Source organism: Acidovorax sp. GW823-FHT01C06, from assembly GCF_058798375.1.
On record NZ_JBXAKN010000007.1, the window covers coordinates 274,662 to 293,508 of the forward strand.

Consider the following 18,847-nt stretch of genomic DNA (forward strand, 5'->3'; position numbering starts at 1 on the left):
ACCTCGGCGACGAGGACGAATGCTCCATCGCCGCCAAGGACCAGCGGGCGCGATTGGAATCACTCCTGATTCGATAGCTTCCAACGCTTGACAAATAAGCGCCGGTGGCACTTTTTAACCACAACCCATGACACACGCCATGCACCACCCCCTGCGCCACTGGCTCGCAGCCGTGCTGGCCACTGCCGCGGCCTGCGCGGCGCAGGCCGCGCCGTTCGCCATCACCAGCACCGGCACCATCGACCAGTCCACCTTCGCCGAAATCCGCGATGGCGAGCGCTACGCCGTCACAATGGTCTACGACAACGGGGGCAATACCGCCCAAAGCCAGACATGGCGGCCCGCCGACCTCAGGTGCGTCATCTGGCGCATGAACAATGCCGCCAACGTGGTCTACACGCAGGCCAGCTTCAACGGGGCGCAGTTCTCGGGCCCCTTTACCGCCACGGATGCCAGCGGAGCGCTGCTGCCCAACGGCTTGAACATCACCAGCCTGGCCAGCAACAACAACCCCTACACCGTCGATGGCTTGGTGCTCGCCACCGCCCCGAGCTGGAATGCCGAGTTCAGTGGGAGCATCAATACTTTCAGCGAGGGCATATCGGGCGGTCGGAGCTTCCGGCAGCTCAATCTGGGCCTGCGCATAGGCACCGCCAACCCCGTCGCCGTCGCCAGCGACTGCGAGGCACCGCCGCTGCCGCCGGGCGTGCCCACCCAGGCCGCCGCCACGCCCGGCGATGGCGAAGTGGCCGTGCGCTGGCAAGCACCCGCGGGCGGCGCGGTGAGCGCCACGCCGGTGAGCTACACCGTCACCGCCCTGAACCTGAGCGCCGTCAGCGGCACCTGCACCGCGCCGCACCCCGCCACCAATTGCATCGTGAGCGGTCTGAGCAACGGCACCAGCTACCGCTTCCTCGTGAGGGCGGCCGCAGCGGACGGGTCCATCTCCCCTCCTTCATTGGCCTTCGCGACACCCAGCGCCAATCCCGCCCCTGGCGCCCCCACGGGCGTGACGGCCCAGCCCGGCAACGGCCAGATCACACTGAACTGGCTGGCACCCGTGGGCGGCACGCCGCCCGTGAGCTACACCGTCACGGCCAGCCAAGGCGGCGCCAGCTGCACCGTGCCAGCGCCCACCACCCGCTGCACCGTGCCGGGCCTGACCAATGGCACGGCCTACACCCTCTGGGTGACGGCCACCGGAGCCAATGGCAGCGTGTCCGCCAACTCGTTCCCGCTGGTCATCGCCACGCCCCGCGCGATGCCTCCAGGCCCCGGTGGTGTGCAACCCGTGCCCACGCTGTCGCAGTGGGGCGTGCTGCTGCTGAGCGTGCTGGTACTGCTGGCAGTCGTTCGCCGCCGTGCCATCAACTCCTGATTCGATAGCTGCCAGCGCCTTTCCATAAAAGCGCTGGAGCCACTTTTAACCACAAAAAAGAGGATCTCACCCCCATGCACTCACCCACCACCCACCACCGCAGAGCCCTGCGGCGCCTGCTGCACGCCAGCGCGCTGTACCTGGGCATGGCCGCCGCCCATGCGGGCTGGACCCCCATCGCGCCCATGGACGAGGCCCGCACGCTGCACACCGCAACCCGGCTGGCCGATTCCACCGTGCTGGTGGCGGGCGGCGACACCGGCAACGTGGATGGCGGAAACAACCCCATCGCCCTCGCCACCACCCGCCTGTACAACCCCGCGGCCAACACCTGGAGCAGCGGCCCCGACCTGCCCAGCCCCCGTTTCGGCCACACCGCCACCCCGCTGCCCGGCGGCAATGTGCTGCTGGTCGGCGGGCGGGAGGCCGGCCCGGTGAACAGCGCCAACGCCAACAGCCTCCTCTACAGCGCCCTGACCAACACCTTCGCCGCCAGCACGGGCCAGCTGACGCTGCGCCGCTCCCACCACACCGCCACGCTGCTGCCCAATGGCACCGTGCTCGTGGTGGGCGGCCGGGGCATCGCGGGGCAGGAGGCGCTGTCCTCCGTGGAAATCTTCGACCCCGTCACCGGCACCTGGTCCAGCGGCATCGACCTGCCCGCCCGCAGGCGCGAGCACACCGCCACGCTGCTGCCCGATGGCCGCGTGCTGGTGGTGGGCGGCTACGACAACGGCAACATCGCCGCCCAAAGCGCCTACCTGCGCGACCCCGCCACGGGCGCATGGACGGAGGTGCCCGTGCCCGCCCTGAACACCTTCTACCGTGCGCGGCACACCGCCACGCTGTTGCCCGATGGCCGGGTGCTGGTGGCAGGCGGCAACAGCCACGTCACGACCACCCTGGTGTTCAACCCCGCCGACAGCACCTGGGCGGCGGGCCCGAATCTCCCCGCTGTCGAGTTCGGCGGCAACAGCGCCACCCTGCTGCCTGGTGTCCCTGGCAACGTGCTGGTGGCAGGGGGCGACAGCGCGGGTGGCGCCAGCGTCATCGCCTCGACAGTCTCCTTTGCCTCCGGCCCGGGTCAAGCCACCCGGCAGCCCGACTTGGTCACCGCCCGCCGGGGCCACACCGCGACCCTGCTTGCTGGCGGCCAGGTGCTGGTGCTGGGCGGCGAAACCACTGGCAACGCCGTCACGAACACCGGCGAGCTGTACACCCACACCGCCCCCCTGCCCCCCGCCAACGTCACCGCCCAGCCCGGCAACACCCAGGTCACCGTGCGCTGGCAACCCCCCGCAGGCACCGGAACCACGCCCGCCCACTACACCGTCACCGCCCAGCCCGGCGGCCGCACCTGCACCGCCAACTACCCCGCGACCAGCTGCACCGTGACGGGGCTGACCAACGGCACGCCCTACACCTTCACCGTTGTCGCTTCCGCCCTGGGCGGCATCGACTCGGCCCCCTCGGCGCCGCCCGCCGCCGCCACGCCCAGCGCGGCGGCCCCCGGCGGGCCGGGCAACGCACAGGCCGTGCCCACGCTGTCGCAGTGGGGCGTGCTGCTGCTCAGCGCGCTGATGCTGGCAGGCCGCGTCCTAGGACGCTGGCTCAAGGGAGGGTCCAAATGACCTCTTTCCCCAAGGAGCGCCATAGCAACCCACTCCCAACGAATATCCCGCCCACGAGGTTCCCGAGACCTGCCATCTACCACCGGGCAACCTGCTCCCCATATGGAAACATCAATACTTCCGCCGCAGCCTCCGTTCCCGAAGTGGACAACATTGGCGAAGTTAAAGATGACTACAACACTTTGCCACCAGCCCGCCTAGAGACTGCAAGGCACAAACAACAGCCAGACTGGCGAACTGGACAACGGCGCGTGAATCAACACACAATTTGAAACCAAATTTATCCGAATGATTAAAGTTGACTCTGCCAAGCGTAAAATTAAAGATAAACCATTCTCAATAGGCAATCAATTCAATGATACGCCATACTATTTTATTTTTTTATCTTATTTTTCCAACATTCGCAATCGCCGATCACAGCGATACCAATAGAATTTTGTATGCTGTGGGTGGAACTGGCGGCTTTGACTGGTATGCTGCACCGGAATTCAAAAAATCGACTTCTTCAATTGCGAGCGGCTCAGTGAAGTTACAAGCACGCTTTGTCTGGAATGGGCCTGCGGGGACGGTATGGGAGGGAGGCGATCACGCCATAGTAATGTTTGGCCAAGGCTCTAATCCCGGCACATTGAACTCACCTCTTCAGCCTCAACCTCCGCAACAAGAACCTCAAGATCGAACATTCTGGACGTATGGTGTTGGTGCATTTGTTGGCTCTGCGGGTCTGAGTCTTGAACTCTGGTTCGGCCCAAGTTCTGCCTATTTCTGGAATAAAGATGCAATGTGTGGAAAAGGAGTCAAGACTCCAGATCCGACTAATTTATGCCTAACTTCATTTGTCAACATTTCCAACACTAACTATATTACACCGCCCCCCGCCGGTTGGAAAATTAAACTAGGCGTTCCATATTGGGTTCGAATCAGCCTCACTCAAGATGCCAACCCTACATATGCATTGCTGCATGCAGAGTTGCTCGAAGAGACGCAACCGGGTTACGCCATGTCTCAGCAAACTGCCTCTATTCGCTTGATCCAATCTGCATTCCTGCCTTTTAGCGAAAACATGCGTGGTGTTGTTGCGCGGGCTCCTGGTACCGGGCAGAATATTTCGTATGATGCTTTCGACTATGGTTTCTGACTAATCTATACGCGGCCTTTGAATCGCCCCGGTTTCCCTAGAAATTTTTGAGCCGTTGGAAATAGCGTTGCTCGAACTGTACGGGTGACATGCCGCCAGCGGTATTGTGACGACGGGTCGGGTTGTAGAATATCTCGATGTAGTTGAAGACGTCGGATCTGGTTTGCTGGCGCGTGGGGTAGATCTGGCGCCAAATGCGCTCGTGCTTGAGCAACTGGAAGAAGCTCTTGGCGACCGCGTTGTCGTGGCAGTTGCCGCGGCGGCTCGCGCTGCAAATCAGGTTGTGGTCCCGCACAAAGGCCTGCCACTCATGGCCAGTGAATTGGCTTCCCTGCTCGGAGTGAATCAGAACCTGCTGCTTCGGCTGGCGCCGCCACAGCGCCATCATCAGCGCATCCAGCACAAGCGCAGTGTCGATGCGATGCCCCATCGACCAGCCGACGACTTGGCGCGAGAACAGATCCAGCACCACAGCCAGACATAGCCAGCCTTCGTGCGTGCGGATGTAGGTGATGTCGGTGACCCAGGACTGGTTGGGTGCATCGACCGTGAATTGCCGCTGCAGATGATTGAGCGCGACGACAGCGGGCTTACCACCCCGGCTGCCTGGCCTGCGCCGGTAGCCGGTCTGTGAACGTAGCCCTTCGCTCTTGAGCAACCTTGCCACGCGGTGCTTGCCGCAGTTCTCGCCCAACTCTCCCATGTCCAGCGTGAGCTTGCGATAGCCGTACATGCCGCCGCTCTCCAGTCAGGCCTGCTTGAGCAGGCATCAGCATGCGACTGCGCCACGGGGCGGGCCAAGCGCGTGAAGTCCACAGCCGAACGCAGGTTCGTCATGGTGTCGCCCAGCTTTACCGGGATACGCGCCTGATCCACGCGGGTGTCCACCGTCACCACCAGCGGCAGCCAGCAGCAGCTCGCCGTGGCCCACCTCACAACGCTGCGCAAGCACAGCGTCGGCCGCGATGCGCGGGATCCGGTGCCTGTCGTCTCCGCCGGCGGCGAGCACCACGCCCTGGTGCGGTACGAGCTGAGCAAGGAAGACGAGGCAGGGGCGCTGCGCTGCGTTCCTAATGCGCTACCACGCCAGCGGCGGCCAGTGGGCCGACCTGCGCGACCCCATGACCACCATCACGACGCACGACCGCCTGGCGCTGGTGACCGTGTGGTACCGGGGCGAGCCCTGGGTGATCGTGGACATCACGCTGCGCATGCTGGTGCCGCGCGAACTCTACAACGCCCAGGACTTCCCACCCGACTACGTGATCGACCGCACCTCCAGCGGGAAGGCCCTCACGAAGACCGCCCAGGTGCGCATGGCGGGCAACAGCGTCAGCCCGCTGCCCATGCGCCTCATCGTGGCCGCCAACTACGCGGAGGTGGCAAACAGCGAACAACGCCGCGCGGCATGACCGCTCCTCCCGACTCGCACGCCGCAGACAAGGCCTACCAGCTCCACCACACCACATGCCCACAGTGCCGGGCCGCCGGGCTCAACCTGCGCGGCCTAGACCGCTGCCCCGACGGGGCCGAGCTGTGGGCCACCTATCAACAGGCGGGAGATCCGCCGCACTTCACCTGGCTGCGCAAGCGCCGGGGAGGAACGAAGCCATGACCAGCACCCAAAAGCAGGCAAACAACGAAACACATTTTGTTACATAACCCGCGCAGGGTGGCAGCACAGTCCCGCCCCAACCCGAATGGATTCTGGCCTCCAAGTACCAGGACCTGACGAGCGTCACCCGTGAAACGGTGAAGCAGCGCAAGAAGAGCGGGGTCTGGAAAGAGGGGCAACAGGTTGCTGTTGTCGCCAGGCGCCTTTACGTCAACATCAAAGCAGCCGACCAGTGGATAAACGACCAACTCCCCCAACCCCGCCGGGCGTAAAAATTCGGCCATCCGTGGCCGGCGACCGCCTGCAGATCGCATTCACGCTTGATGGAGTGCAGTGCCGCGAGCTGCTCCCACCCTGCCCCATCAACAAGTCGAGCATCCAGCGCGCAGCGTCATTGCGCGAAGAGATCAGGCGCAAGATCGATGAAGGGGCATTCGTCTATGCCGACTACTTCCCCGACAGTCCACGCGCCGCGGCCCCCAAGAGGGACAGCACACTCATGGAGCGACTGCTGAGAAAGCAGCTCGAAACCAACGAGCGTCAGGTCGCCAACAGCCAGCTCTCCCCCTCCACCTACGGTGGCTACAAAAAGGCCCTCACCGGGGAACGCATGCGCCGCTGGCATGGCCTGCAGGTACGAGATGTCACGCCGAGCATGCTGCGCGAGTGGGTAGCAGAAATGGACTGCACCAGCAAGGCTATCCGGAACACCCTCACCCCCCTGCGCAGCGTTTTCGAGGACGCGCTGAACGATGAGCTGATCGACTTCAACCCTTTCGACCGCGTGGCCCTGACGAAGCTCATCCGCCAGACAGCCAAGGCCAGCGACTACGTGGTCAGCCCGTTCACATCCACGGAGCGGGCGGCATTGCTGGAGGCGTGCCGCCCGGACGAACGGCCAATGCTGCAGTTCTGGTTTGGAACAGGCCTGCGCCCCGGAGAGCTGCAAGCGCTGGAATGGCGGCACATCGACTGGGACCGGTGCATTGCCCGCATCGAGCAGAACCAGGTGGCCGGCGTCATCAAGGCGCCCAAGACCACCGCAGGCATCCGCGATGTGGACCTGGACGCCAGCGCGATTGCCGCCCTGAAAGCCCAGCGCCCGCTATCCGAAGCCAAAGGCCAGCGCATCTGGCTGAACCCCAGGGACGGGAAACCCTGGTCCACCGACGCCCAGGTGCGAAAGACATTCTGGCTGCCGGTGTGCACCCGATCCGGCGTGGAGTACCGCAACCCCTACCAGGTCCGACACACCTACGCCTCCACGCTTCTGACGGCCGGGCAAAACCCCTTGTATGTTGCCGCCCAGCTCGGGCACGAAGACGTGGAGATGGTTTTTCGCACCTACGGGCGCTTCATTCGGGAGGACTACCAGAAGCCCAAGCCTGAATTGCGCATTGTGGGAAGTTCCAGATCGGTGTGAATTCGGTGTGATTTCCGTGTGAATTCACCGACACCGCCAGACACTGCGGGGCAAAGAAAAACCGCCACAGACTGGGGTTTCCAGTGTGTGGCGGTGTCTTGTGGCTGGCGTCAATTGAATGAAAGCTTTAAACCCGCATGAGAACTGGATTTCAATTTTTATTTTTTTGACTTGTTCCCCCGTTTGTTCCCCCACCTTTTCACCATAAGCTGCCGCGCGAAAAACTGTGGATGGAGACGGATCCATGACCGATCAATTTGGGCAACCCAAGATGCCATCACCACATCGTCAGCGAGGTCTACTTTGCCCCATCGGCTACAAACCATCCACACGCTGCGCTATCCAGTTTCGTACTGCCTTGGCTGACCATGAGGTCGCACGCTGCCCGATCTTGATAGAACCCGGAAACTGCCCTCGCGCCATTTGGTCGTAAAGGGCCGAGCGGCACATCCCCGTCAAGCGCAGCACCTCTGGCAACCGCAACAGGCGGTCTTCGTCGCCTCCATCTTCCAAAGGCGGCCTTCGTATCGACTCACCACTCTCCAGCAGCGACAACGCCTGCCTCATCAACTGGGCAGCACGGTCGGTGATTTCTCTATCGACAGCTTCCCGTTGGTTGCCACGCTCCTTGTGAGTCTGTGCTGCTGGTCTCATATGACTCCTTTTCCGACCCTGCGACACCTGCCGCCGATTCCGTAGAGTGCCAAGGACATCCGACCCATTCCATCCATGCAGGCGCAGCCCAGCGCACCAGGGCAAATACTCCTATGGCTGTTCATCCGGTGGGATTTATCCATGATCCCGAAGCGGGGCAACTCCAGCTCCAAGACCCATTCGGATGCACAACCTATTGAGACACGACGTCCAAGCGCGCTCGGCCCCCTCTTCTACCTCACGGCGGCATCCCACCGAGTGTTCGAGCCGGCTGCTCAACCCCGCCCAAGATGGCGTCAAGAACACGCGGTGATAAGTCCTGTGGCAATTCGGCTTGCACTTCGGCGATGTCCGCGGGAGTCCGGGCAAGGATTTCTTCGATGATTGGTTTGGCGGTCGAGGGATGGCCCACGGCCCACTTTCTGCACGGTGCTATTGACGTGCCTTCGCTGGATACCTTGCATCTCATGGTGCCGAAGCCATGCTCGGTCAAAATGATCGGCGGCTGCCCGGTCCATTTTTTGCGCTGACGAGAAAACCAGCCCCGATGAGCTGATCAGCACAATTAGCTGATGAATAACATGGCCACGATTGACAACACGGCCATGTTAAATAAAATGGCCATGTTAAAAGCCACCATATGCGAGCACCTCTTTCCCCCAACAAGTACGTTCATGCAGAGCAGTACGTTGCCAACTTCTTCCGGTCCAACGGTTGGTCTGTGGAGATGCAGCATGAAGACTCGCTCAGCGCCGACTTGCTCATTCGGCACGGAAAACACCGATTCATTGTCGAAATCAAGGCGCTATCCGAAGCTCGCCCAGACCGCGTGCTGCCGGTTCTCTCTATGGGGATTCTCCAAGCCAAAGCTGCAGCCGAGCTGTCCGGCAATGCCCTCCCTCTCGCAATCATCTTCGTGCCGGAAGCACCTCTGTCTTTGGCTAAGCACGTGAAGGTGTTTGCGCAGAAGTTCGCGAAAGATGTGTCTGTCGGAATAATCTCGGGACGCGGCGAACAATATTTCAGTGATGAGGTCTTCAAGCAGCTGAACCGATTGCCAGAGGAGCCAAGCCGCTTGTCGGCCCGCCGCCCATCGCAAGCTATCAACCTGTTCTCGGACCTCAACCAGTGGATGCTGAAGCTCCTGCTGGCGTGGGAATTGCCGAACGGCTTGTTGAACGCCCCCAAAAGGCAGTTCAAGAACGGCTCCGACCTGGCCGAAGCTGCGCAGGTGTCCGCCATGAGCGCTTCCCGGTTCCTGCAGCAACTGCGCAGCGAAGGATATTTGAGCGACTCATCGCCTCATCTGAAGCTCGTTCGTCGCGAAGAGCTTTTCCGCCGTTGGGGCGCCGCCGCGATGCGCGCGTGTCCGGAGATGCCATGCCGCTTTCTTCTACGAGCCCCTGCTGCTCAACAAATTCGAGGCTTGCTAAGCCACCATTCCAAAAACGCTTGTCTGGGACTTTTTTCCGCTGCCGATGAGCTGGGCATCGGGCACGTCAGCGGTGTGCTTCCGTATATCTATGTTCCCAAGCTGCCCAAAGTGGGGGCATCGGACTGGCCAGGGCTGATGGCGTATCCATCGGATCGACCGGACTTGATCTTGCGGCAAGCATCTTTTCCGCAGTCCACCTTCAGGGGGGCCGTGGATCGCGACGGACTCTTGGTCACGGACATCCTCCAGGTATGGCTGGACGTCATGAACCACCCAGCGAGGGGGCCTGAACAAGCTGGGCTGATCTACAAGAAATATCTCCTGCCACTCGTCGGCAACTGACTCTGATGAACGATCTGGAAGCTTTCGCGAAACTGGTTCAGGCCCTGGCAGCCTGGCGCCAGCAGCTGATCTTCATCGGCGGTTGGGGCCATCGTCTCCACCGACTGGATCCAAGGGCCAACCGGCCTGACTATCAGCCTGTGTTCACTCGTGACACGGACCTCGCCTTTGCAAATAGGGAGCCGATTGAGGGAGACATCAAGCAATCGCTCCTGCAGCATGGCTTCCAGGAAGAGTTGAGTGGCGACCATCGACCACCTGCGGCCCATTACACGCTTGGCGACGAGGCCGGCGGCTTCTATGCCGAGTTCCTGACACCTTTGACGGGAAGCGGCCGTAAACGAAGCGGAGAAGCGGATGCAACCATGACAAAGGCTGGGATCTCGGCTCAGAAGATCCGCCACCTGGACGTCCTTCTGGTCGATCCCTGGATCATTAGTCTGGGACAACAAGAGGGCGTTCCGCTGCCGGAACGAATTGATGTCCAGGTAGCCCACCCCTTGTGCTTCATGGTCCAGAAGTTCCTGATTCAGCAATATCGACCGGCGAACAAACGAGCCCAGGACGTGCTGTACATCTACGACACGATCGAACTCTTCGGTGCACTGTTGGACGAATTCAATGTGCACTGGAAGGCGCGAGTTGCCCCGGCGCTTGGTGGTCTGGCCGATGACGTGCGAAAGATCAGCACGCAGACATTCGCTGAAGTCAACGACATGATCCGCGACGCCGCACGTATTCCTGCTGATCGCGACCTACCCCCTGAACAAATCCAGGCAACGTGCAGCTACGCCTTCGAGCGCATGTTGCGATCGTAGATTGTTCAATGCACGCACCGTCTCAACGCGAGCACGGCCGCGCAAACCATCAACTGAACGTGTTCAGCAATGGTTAGGACAAGGCCTCTGGGTGTTGCTCTTGGGCCATGTGCGTCGGCCATCCGTGCAGGGAAAAACAAGCTGACGACTGGTGTTCAATTGACAGCGTGAGTTCGGTGGTGAATCGACCGGCGATTCAGTGGCGGATGAAGGAGTGCAATCACTGCGAAGTTGAGTCCGGGCCGCGTGCCCCCGGTGACCTTACGGCCCTGAGCATCAACCGCCTCGTTCACCTGTCTTTCGAGGATGGCAGGGTTGACGGCTGCAGCACATCCTCGACATCCACTCAACATAGACCAGCACAGCCATGCGTCGAAAAAGTCCCTACTCCCCGGAGCGAGTGGCGGAAGCCATCCCGGTAGCACACTAGCTTTGAATGGTATATATTTTTACATGATATGTTTTTATACACCATGAAGCCGACCTGATGAGCCTAGCCAATCTCTTGGAGAAAAACCGCTACAAGGTCATGCGTCGCATGGCTCTATGGGAAGGGCGGCTAAGCCGGGGTCGACTTATGGACGTCCTCGGACTGAGCGGCATTCGAGTGAGTCAGCTTCTTAGAGAAGTTCGAGAAGAAACCCCCGACTGGTTCGAGTGGGACAGCAAAAGTAAATCCTACTTTGTCACCCCTGTTGCCTACAAAAAAGTCCAGGCCGATCTAAAGGCAGGCACATCAGACCTCACCCTGGCTGCCTACCTTGCAGAAGCGGACATCCATGCTGACCTCGCCCCAGGTGCTGGACCCGTCACCGTTGCTCCGTGGGGCTTCTCCCAGGTCAACCCCAATATCTTCTCCCGCATTCGCCTGGCAATCGAGCAGGGCACGCGCCTGAGCCTGGACTACCGGTCCATGCGTACACCCGAGCCACACTCGCGTACCGTAGAGCCGCACAGCCTGGTGCAGGCCGGCCGGCGCTGGCACATGCGTGGCTACTGCCTGGAGACCGGTGGCTTCCGGGACTTCGTGCTGGGGCGTATCGCGAAGCTTTCCATGCTGGACCAAAAGGCCGAATCCACAGTCGCAGAAGACACAAAGTGGAACGCTGTGGTGAAGGTGCGCATCCAGGCGCACCCCAAGCTGACACCTGGCCAGCAGGACCTGGTCCGCAGCGAGTATTTCGAGGGGACTGCGGCGCGCGTGCACAGCTGCCGCGGCGCCCTGTTGCCCTACCTGGTCCAAGAACTGCGACTGGCCCTGGACGTGGCCAAGGAATTGCCGCCTGAGTACCAACTGGCGGTGGAGAACGTCGCGGAGGTGCGCAAATGGCTGTTCCCAGCGTAACCCCCGCCTCCATGGCGCTGTTCCAGCGCATTCCGGAGCGCCTCTTCGGGCCCCTAGCCTCGCAAAACCGCCACGGCTACTGGGCACTTCTGTGCCACCTGCACCGCCGGCGTTTCGGCCCCGACGCGCCACTGCCGCCCAGCTACGGTTTCCTGCAGCGCGATGTCATCCAGGAAATCGAGGACCACCTCAAATACGCCGACGAATGGCAGCCCGAGTCTGGCGATCAGCCCGACACGCCACTGAACATCCGTGCCATTGGCATCTTCAATCGCCTGGTCGATGCAGGATGGTTCCGATTGGAGAGGTATGGCATTGAGAAGACGGTCAACATGGCTCCGGCCGTGGGCCAGTTGCTGACCCAGCTGATCAACTTTGCGGAGACGGGCCCGGTGTTCGTTTCCGGCAAGATCCGCGCGATAGATGCTGCCGTGGCCCAGGTGCACAAGGGCGAAGCCAGTGGCGACCTGCTGCGCGAGGCGGCCGAGCAATGCCGCAACCTATTGGTCTACATCCGCAACACCAGCACCAATGTGCGCGACCTGATGGCCGCCATCGGCGCAGAGCCCACCACCGCCCAGTACGTGCGGTCCTTCTTCACCTCCTACGTCCAGGAGGTCTTCATTGGGGACTACCAGGAACTGCGTACCCGGGAGCACCCCTTGTCCAAGCGCCAGCAGATCCTGGACGCCGTCACCGAAATCGACACGCAGCCCGAGCAGCGCAGCCGCTTGCTGGACTGGTATGTGAACCGACTCTCCAGTGGGGATGACAAGAAGGGCCAGGCCGCATTCCAGAGGGACCTACAGCGCCTGTACGAGTTGGACCGGATCGAGGAGTACCTGGAGCGGCTGGACGAAGAGATCCGGGTCGCCAACCGGCGCGCGCTGGCCTTCCTGGAATACAAGCTGCGCGCGATCCGCCCCATCGACAACCTGCTGCGGCAGACCATGGACCGGTTGATTGCCAATCCCGACATCGATGTCGCCCCCGTGTTCCCGCCGGATACCCTGATGGGCGGTGCCCGTCTGGCCCAGCCACGCAAGGAGGTGCCGCGGCTGGCGCCCACACCTTTGCGCCAAGTGATCATCTCCGACCGCACGCGCGCGATCGGCAACCTGGTGCGCCGCGCCCAGGAGCGCCGATCCATCACGCCCATGAAGCTGCGCGCCTATGCCGAGAAAGTGCTGCAGGACACGACCTCCGCCGGCAGCGACGCCCTGCCTTGTGGATCCATTGAGGACCTGCGCGCCTTCCAGGTTCTGACCAGCGTGGCCATGGCCACCAACTCCCGAATTCCGAGGCTGGAGATGGAAGGTCGGGCATCGGCCCCAGGCATGGAACTGCGCTACACCAGCGACGAAGCCGCTGAGCACCCGTATTTGAGCGGCAAGCCATTCACACTGAGCTGGCGCAAACGCCAGACTAAAAACAGGGAGACCAAATGAGCAATCCCCGCGATTGGGAGGATCTGGCCGGCAGGCTGGATGGCGTCTATACCGTCGAAGACTTCGAGACCGCCGCCTACCGGCTGGTGGCCGAGCAGGTGATCTACCACTCCGACCGCAGCAGCAGGGTGACCTATGGAATCCTGGATCTCTACGAGCGCGAGTTCGCCAAGGTGCTGGCACCGCTGGGTGTGTCCTTGTCGATCAACCGGCAGTTGCGCTATGTCACGGCCCTCCCGCGGCATGCCAAGGCGGGTACCGCTACCGTGGCCCAGACGCTGTTTGCGCTGGTGCTGCGCGGCTTGTACGACGAAGGCGTTCGCGCTGGCGGCCTCACGGAGGATGGTGAGGTCCTGTGCGACTACATCGAGCTGCAAGAGAAGTTCCACCTTATGACCGGGCGTGACCTGCCCACCCGCGGCGAGCTCGACACCCTGCTGCGCTCTGCCAAGCGTTGGGGCATCGCCCGGCGTCTGGAGGACGATGACAGCGGCCACCTGACGCCCCTGCAGGAGCAGTCAGCCGGCGGTGTGGCCATTCGCCCGGCCATCGTCGACGTGCTGGGTGAGACGGCCTTGATTCGGCTGGCGCAGTGGGGAGTAGCCAAGGATGAGGCGCATGTGGAGGGGGCAGCTGGCGAGCCAGTGGCGATCGAAGACAACCAGGAAATGAACAATGAAACGGCTTGAGAGCGTCAAACTGGTGCAGTTCCTGTTGTACGAGCAGCAGGAATTCCGTCTGGAAGAAATCACTGGTCTATTTGGCCGCAACGGCAGCGGCAAGAGCTCAGCGCTCGATGCGGTGCAGATCGCCATGATGGGCGCCAACAAGAACCAGATGCACTTCAATGCACAGGCCGACAACAAATCGCACCAGCAAAGCCGCACCCTGCGTTCTTATTGCCTTGGTCAGTACGGAGACACCATTGAACAGTGCGCGCGGCCGCAGGCCACCACTTACATCACACTGGTCTGGCGGGACACAGAGACCAATGAGCCGGTTTCCATGGGCGTATGCATTGAGGCCTCACTGAACAACGAGGCGGAGAAAGTGCTGGGGCGCTACGTCATCCGCGGCGTGGAGCTGAGCATGTCCGAGCACCTGCAGACGGTGGACGGGGCGACCACGCCCCTTCCCTGGAGCAGTTTCCGCCATCGGTTGCTGGACCAATCCAAGGTCACTGGTGAAGAACCGCTGTTTGACGATGGCGCCAGCTACGTCAAGCAAGTGCTGTTTATGCTGCGTGGCAAGGCGGGCCCTGCGTCCTACGACGCGTTTGCGCGCGCCTTCCGCTTCGCACTACGCATGAGCTTCTCCAAGTCGGTGGATCAGATTGTTCGCAATGATGTGCTGGAGGACCGCCCCACCAACATCGCCAGATTCAAGCAGCTGGTGGAGACCTTCAAGCGGATCAACCTATTGGTCGAGGGCGTCGAGCTCAAAATCAAGCAAGGCCAGGAGGTCAGTAAGAACTTTGAAGCTGCACTGGCCGAGGCGCGCAAATCCGCCACGTGGACGGGACTACAGGCCTCCGCGGCGTACGAGCTCAGCAACGCGGCCCACGAAATGCTGACGGGGCAAAAGTTTGACCAAGAGGGCGTGTTCGAAGAGTGCACCAAGGCCAGCACTAAAGCCGATCAGGCGCTGGAGGCCTGGACCCGCGAAGTGGCTCAACTGTCAGGCCTGCAGCAAGCCCATGCGGACCATGCCGAGAACGCGGGCGCCCAGCAGGATCTGGCGCAGGCGCAAGCAAAAACCGCTCGCCAGGAAAAAGATCTGAAGGCGGAGCTGAGCAGCTTCCGACAGCTGCTCCAAAACGCCAGTTCCAACGGCCTACTTACCCAGTGGCAGCCCGCGCTTGCGCAGGCCGCACAGCAGCTTGGTGCGTTCTCATGGGAGCAGAACCAAGTCGACCAGGATGCGCTGGGCCAGATCATCCGGGACCTTGGAGAAACGCTAAAGGCCGCTGGTGCCCACCTGACTGAGGAGCACGACGTCATCAAGGAGCAGCTACGGGTCGCCAAAGAGCGTCTCAATACCATCGGCCTGGGCATGGAGCGCGCCAATACCAACCGCGCGCAGGTCAGTACCCCGACGGCTTTACTGATGCATGAGTTCGCGGACCACGGATTGCACCCCACCCCCGTCTGTGACCTGGTGAAGGTGACCGATCCCAAATGGCAGCCAGCGATCGAAGCTTATCTGGCCAAGAACGTGGAGGCCATTCTGCTGCGGAACTCGCAGGAGGAGGAAAGAGCTTTTGGCATCTACCAGTCCTTGCAGGGCAAACGCAGTATCTACGGCGTCAAGATCGTGCGCTCCGACCGAGCCCGGCCTGGGCAGGGCCAGCCGGCCGCCGACACGGCGGCCAGCCTGATACAGGGCAGCAACCAAGTGGCCGTGGCCTACCTACGTGGCAAGCTGGGCAACCTCAAACGCGCGAATTCCGCCCAAGAGGCGCTGCGGGGCGAGCGAACCCTGACCCTGGACGGCATGCTGGTGGGGCCCGGAGACTTTGAGCGGCTACGCCTAGTGCCAGAGGCGGACCTGCAGATCGGCGCCGGCGCCAAAGGCCAGGTCGACGGACTCAGGGCCGAATCCCGCAAACTGAACCAACAGGTTGCTGACCTTCAAGGGCGCCAGGGCGACATTGATCGGATCCGCCTGGCGGTGCAAAGCTTGTCGTCCCCTGAGACCCTGCGCCTCCTACTTGGATCTGCCCGCCAGCTGGGCGAAGCGCTCACCGAGAGAGAACTCGCCGAGAAACGTATCGCTGGAAGCACCAGTGCCGAGTACCAGGCCCTGTCCGCCAAACTGCGGGAACTGCAGGCGCGCAAGCCTCAGCTGGACACAGATTCCCGCAAAGCCCGTGATGCCGTTGTGCGGGCCGAGACAGAACTGGAGAGATTGACCAGGGAATGCGCAGCCAAGCTGCAGGAGCTCCAGGGCAAGCGCACGGTGCACGAAACCTGCCGCAGCCATGCCGACTATGACCCGGAATATGCTTCCGATCGCTGGGACGAGCTGCTGGAGCAATACGGCGACGACTACCAAGCCATGGCCAACCAGTGCGAAACCCAGTCCAGGCGCTGTAACACCGCCATGACGCGGCATCTGGGCCCGGCCCAAACGCTGCTTGGGACCTTCCTCACGGAGCACCGCGAAGCTATCAGCGATGAGGTGACGTCCGACTGGCGCAAAGCCAAGGAATGGATGGAGCAGCAAGTCAGCAGGCTGCAGAACACGGAGCTACCCCAGTACAAGGAGCAGGCGCAGGAAGCTTACCTTGCCTCGCAGAACACCTTCCGTCAAGACGTGGCGCTGGCCCTGCACGCCAACCTCAAGTACCAAACCACCACCTTCAAGCGCTTGAACAATGCGCTCAAGGCCTCCCCCGCCTTCACCAATGGGGAGCGATACCAGTTCCAGGCCAAGGTGCGCCCAGACCTCATGCCACTGAAGAAGTTCATCGAGAACATCGCCGACTTCGGTGCCGATGGTGGGCTGTTTGGCGAGCCTGGGGACATCCCCGCCCAGTTCGCGGAACTGCTGCGCGAAAAAACCACCACCGGCAATGCCGCAGTCAAGAGCCCGCTGGATGACTATCGGGAGTTCTTCGAGTTCGATATCGAGATTGAAACCGACGACCCGGTCACCGGTGTCACCAAGACCATCGGGCACCTGAGCAAGCGCATTGGCCCCGGCTCCGGTGGCGAGCACCGCGCGCCGCTGTACGTGATCGCCGGCGCAGCGCTGTCCTCGGCCTACCGCATGGATGAGAACAACCAGGATGGTTTGCGGCTCATCCTTTTGGACGAAGCCTTTGACAAGATGGACACGCCCAACATCGTGGCCACCATGCGCTATCTCGAAAAGCTCGGTCTGCAGGTGTTGCTGGCAAGTCCAGGGGAGAACCTGCCTACGCTGACTGCATTCCTGCACCGCTACTTCGAAATCATGAAGGACGAAACCCGCCATGTGATCCACGTGGAGGAGCGCCGAGTTAGCGAGGCCATGCGGGAACAGTTTCGAGAGGATATGTGGGAGTACCACCCTGAGCTTCTGGAAACTGAGCTGTTGGCCGTCCGCCAGGAGTCCATTGCACAACATGCTGATGCCACCCCATGAGTGCGGGCACCATCGCCAAGGACCTGTTGGCCAAACTGTTGGATGCCAGCGACAAGCACGCTGCCGGAGCCCGTGCGCGCGCACCCGCGCTGACAGCCATGCACCTGAAGCCTTACAGGGAACTGCGGAGCTGGCATCAAAAGCAGGAATGTGATGAGACCTTCCTGGCAGCGCGCGACGCCGGCGCCGTGACTTTGCAGCGGGACAAGCTGAATCCTAAAGATGGATTGATTGAGCGCATTGACCTAGTGGACGTCCAGGCACTGGCTCGGTTCCTGGGGCGCAGCACCTATGCGGACAAATTGTCAAAGACCATTGAGCAGCTGGAGTCGCTGAAAGCAGAGTTCCCTGTGATTTTGGACGTATTTGGACTCTGGGCTGGCATGGAAAAGATACGCGGCTTGGGCCCGCAGGACGCGGGCGCTTGGATCGATGCGGCCAAGACAGTTCGGGCCTGCGCTGCACGTAGCCAGGATGCTATTGCAGCCCCGGTGCGTGAATTCAGTGCTCGCCTGTTTCTAGACAGCAAGCGGATTGAGGCACTCACACCCCAACTTGACATCCTGCTGAGTGGCAGCGTTGAGGACAGCCCAAGGGCGGCAGCCCAGGTTTGGCAGGAACTGGGCCTGTTCCGGGAAGAGCATCCCGTATTACTGGCTGGGCACGTGCACATCGCACGGGATCGCTCAACCGGCTTGATTGACGCGCCCTACATGGGACTACCGGCAGCAACCATTCTGGGAGCACGCAGTTTGGTCACTGAGGTCATCACCATCGAGAACAAGACCACGTTTCACAGTGAGGCCAAACGCCGGCAAAACGACAAGGTACTTCTGATTTATACGGCGGGCATGCCTTCTCCAGCTTGGCGAGCAATGTACGGGCGTCTTCTGGAGAGCCTGCCGCTGACCACTCCGATCTATCACTGGGGTGACGTTGATGAGGGAGGTTTTCGAATCGCTTCGACGATCGCAGCTACAGCCAGAGGTATGGGTTTTTCCCTGCAGCCGTATGGAATGTCGCCGGAGGATGTGCCATTGGAAATGCGGGTCAAAGCCTCAGCACGGACCTTGGAGCGCATTCACCACTTCGCGTGTGCGGCAGGATGGCACGAATTAGGGCAGGCAATGCGTGAGGCCGGGTTCGTTGCAGAACAGGAGGCTCTCGAACGGGAGTAAAAGATAGCGCGACGTGAAGGGTCTCTTTCAACTTTAGGCCAAAGTAAGGGCAGTCCGTTCAAGTACCAGAGAGATTCAAAGCCACCCACTTCTTGGCTTCCTCAACGTCCAAGTTGAGACTCGCATACGCCTTCTTGAGCAATTCAGGAGGCAGTGCCCAGTCCCATTTCTTGAATCGCCCCGGGTTTTCTAGACACCTCTGAGCCTCAAACCTGAGGCCCAATAGGAGGTGCCATGTGAATCGCCCCGGATTCCCTAGACACTTTTGAGCCGTTGGAAATGGCGTCTTTCGAACTCTACCGGTGAAGTATCTC

14 protein-coding genes and 1 pseudogene are annotated in these 18,847 nt (G+C 61.5%); 13 read left to right on the forward strand and 2 right to left on the reverse strand.

Features of this window, described 5'->3' with window-relative positions; translation table 11 throughout:
• Nucleotides 1-127: 127 nt before the first annotated feature.
• The 3 genes from AC1RCS_RS16450 (at nt 128) to AC1RCS_RS16460 (ending at nt 4,147) form a co-directional block, all read left to right on the forward strand.
• On the forward strand, nt 128-1,378 hold the full coding sequence (locus tag AC1RCS_RS16450) for an IPTL-CTERM sorting domain-containing protein (protein ID WP_492245392.1): 1,251 nt from the start codon (nt 128-130) through the stop codon (nt 1,376-1,378).
• Nucleotides 1,379-1,452: 74 nt separating this feature from the next.
• Nucleotides 1,453-3,009, forward strand: a complete 1,557-nt coding sequence (locus AC1RCS_RS16455; protein ID WP_492245393.1) for an IPTL-CTERM sorting domain-containing protein — start codon at nt 1,453-1,455, stop codon at nt 3,007-3,009.
• A 355-nt stretch (nt 3,010-3,364) separates the two neighbouring features.
• Nucleotides 3,365-4,147 carry a hypothetical protein gene (locus AC1RCS_RS16460; RefSeq protein WP_492245394.1) on the forward strand — a complete coding sequence of 261 codons (783 nt, stop codon included), beginning with the start codon at nt 3,365-3,367 and terminating at the stop codon, nt 4,145-4,147.
• Between the two features lie 37 nt (nt 4,148-4,184).
• Here the strand turns inward: AC1RCS_RS16460 and AC1RCS_RS16465 are convergent.
• Nucleotides 4,185-4,895 (reverse strand): annotated as a pseudogene (locus AC1RCS_RS16465) (IS3 family transposase); the annotation flags it as partial.
• A gap of 325 nt (nt 4,896-5,220) precedes the next feature.
• Between AC1RCS_RS16465 and AC1RCS_RS16470 the strand changes: the two are divergent.
• The 3 genes from AC1RCS_RS16470 (at nt 5,221) to AC1RCS_RS16480 (ending at nt 7,185) form a co-directional block, all read left to right on the forward strand.
• Nucleotides 5,221-5,559 (forward strand): DNA cytosine methyltransferase, encoded by a 339-nt coding sequence (locus AC1RCS_RS16470; protein ID WP_492245395.1) that lies wholly within the window; start codon nt 5,221-5,223, stop codon nt 5,557-5,559.
• A complete protein-coding gene (locus AC1RCS_RS16475) occupies nt 5,556-5,762 on the forward strand; it encodes a hypothetical protein (protein WP_492245396.1) in 207 nt (68 codons plus the stop codon). The genes AC1RCS_RS16470 and AC1RCS_RS16475 overlap by 4 nt, the downstream gene beginning before the upstream one ends.
• 286 nt (nt 5,763-6,048) lie before the next feature.
• Nucleotides 6,049-7,185: an Arm DNA-binding domain-containing protein gene (locus AC1RCS_RS16480; protein WP_492245397.1), complete on the forward strand. Its 1,137-nt coding sequence runs from the start codon at nt 6,049-6,051 to the stop codon at nt 7,183-7,185.
• Nucleotides 7,186-7,500: 315 nt separating this feature from the next.
• Here AC1RCS_RS16480 and AC1RCS_RS16485 read toward each other — a convergent pair whose 3' ends face one another.
• The gene (locus tag AC1RCS_RS16485; RefSeq protein ID WP_492245398.1) at nt 7,501-7,839 is read right to left on the reverse strand and encodes a helix-turn-helix transcriptional regulator; all 339 of its coding nucleotides are present in this window, start codon (nt 7,837-7,839) and stop codon (nt 7,501-7,503) included.
• Between the two features lie 640 nt (nt 7,840-8,479).
• Here AC1RCS_RS16485 and AC1RCS_RS16490 point away from each other — a divergent pair.
• From AC1RCS_RS16490 to AC1RCS_RS16520, 7 genes are all read left to right on the forward strand, one after another.
• Entirely contained in the window at nt 8,480-9,616 is a 1,137-nt protein-coding gene (locus AC1RCS_RS16490) for a hypothetical protein (RefSeq protein ID WP_492245399.1), read from the forward strand.
• A gap of 5 nt (nt 9,617-9,621) precedes the next feature.
• Nucleotides 9,622-10,434 carry a GSU2403 family nucleotidyltransferase fold protein gene (locus AC1RCS_RS16495; RefSeq protein ID WP_492245400.1) on the forward strand — a complete coding sequence of 271 codons (813 nt, stop codon included), beginning with the start codon at nt 9,622-9,624 and terminating at the stop codon, nt 10,432-10,434.
• Nucleotides 10,435-10,921: 487 nt separating this feature from the next.
• Nucleotides 10,922-11,779 (forward strand): WYL domain-containing protein, encoded by an 858-nt coding sequence (locus AC1RCS_RS16500; RefSeq protein ID WP_492245401.1) that lies wholly within the window; start codon nt 10,922-10,924, stop codon nt 11,777-11,779.
• Nucleotides 11,780-11,790: 11 nt separating this feature from the next.
• A complete protein-coding gene (locus AC1RCS_RS16505; protein WP_492245402.1) occupies nt 11,791-13,227 on the forward strand; it encodes a Wadjet anti-phage system protein JetA family protein in 1,437 nt (478 codons plus the stop codon).
• Nucleotides 13,224-13,916, forward strand: a complete 693-nt coding sequence (locus AC1RCS_RS16510) for a DUF4194 domain-containing protein (RefSeq protein WP_492245403.1) — start codon at nt 13,224-13,226, stop codon at nt 13,914-13,916. Before AC1RCS_RS16505 ends, AC1RCS_RS16510 begins: the two co-directional genes overlap by 4 nt.
• Nucleotides 13,903-17,355, forward strand: coding sequence for an SbcC/MukB-like Walker B domain-containing protein (locus AC1RCS_RS16515; protein WP_492245404.1), 3,453 nt, complete (start codon nt 13,903-13,905; stop codon nt 17,353-17,355). The genes AC1RCS_RS16510 and AC1RCS_RS16515 overlap by 14 nt, the downstream gene beginning before the upstream one ends.
• The gene (locus AC1RCS_RS16520; protein WP_492245405.1) at nt 17,352-18,533 is read left to right on the forward strand and encodes a Wadjet anti-phage system protein JetD domain-containing protein; all 1,182 of its coding nucleotides are present in this window, start codon (nt 17,352-17,354) and stop codon (nt 18,531-18,533) included. Before AC1RCS_RS16515 ends, AC1RCS_RS16520 begins: the two co-directional genes overlap by 4 nt.
• The last annotated feature ends 314 nt before the right edge of the window (nt 18,534-18,847 follow it).

Excerpts from the sequence above, each read along its gene's own strand:
- AC1RCS_RS16450 (WP_492245392.1), top strand. The coding sequence starts at position 128 with ATGACACACGCCATGCACCACCCCCTGCGCCACTGGCTCGCAGCCGTG.
- AC1RCS_RS16455 (WP_492245393.1), top strand. The coding sequence starts at position 1,453 with ATGCACTCACCCACCACCCACCACCGCAGAGCCCTGCGGCGCCTGCTG.
- AC1RCS_RS16460 (WP_492245394.1), top strand. The coding sequence starts at position 3,365 with ATGATACGCCATACTATTTTATTTTTTTATCTTATTTTTCCAACATTC.
- AC1RCS_RS16470 (WP_492245395.1), top strand. The coding sequence starts at position 5,221 with ATGCGCTACCACGCCAGCGGCGGCCAGTGGGCCGACCTGCGCGACCCC.
- AC1RCS_RS16475 (WP_492245396.1), top strand. The coding sequence starts at position 5,556 with ATGACCGCTCCTCCCGACTCGCACGCCGCAGACAAGGCCTACCAGCTC.
- AC1RCS_RS16485 (WP_492245398.1), bottom strand. The coding sequence starts at position 7,839 with ATGAGACCAGCAGCACAGACTCACAAGGAGCGTGGCAACCAACGGGAA.
- AC1RCS_RS16490 (WP_492245399.1), top strand. The coding sequence starts at position 8,480 with ATGCGAGCACCTCTTTCCCCCAACAAGTACGTTCATGCAGAGCAGTAC.
- AC1RCS_RS16495 (WP_492245400.1), top strand. The coding sequence starts at position 9,622 with ATGAACGATCTGGAAGCTTTCGCGAAACTGGTTCAGGCCCTGGCAGCC.
- AC1RCS_RS16500 (WP_492245401.1), top strand. The coding sequence starts at position 10,922 with ATGAGCCTAGCCAATCTCTTGGAGAAAAACCGCTACAAGGTCATGCGT.
- AC1RCS_RS16505 (WP_492245402.1), top strand. The coding sequence starts at position 11,791 with ATGGCGCTGTTCCAGCGCATTCCGGAGCGCCTCTTCGGGCCCCTAGCC.
- AC1RCS_RS16510 (WP_492245403.1), top strand. The coding sequence starts at position 13,224 with ATGAGCAATCCCCGCGATTGGGAGGATCTGGCCGGCAGGCTGGATGGC.
- AC1RCS_RS16515 (WP_492245404.1), top strand. The coding sequence starts at position 13,903 with ATGAAACGGCTTGAGAGCGTCAAACTGGTGCAGTTCCTGTTGTACGAG.
- AC1RCS_RS16520 (WP_492245405.1), top strand. The coding sequence starts at position 17,352 with ATGAGTGCGGGCACCATCGCCAAGGACCTGTTGGCCAAACTGTTGGAT.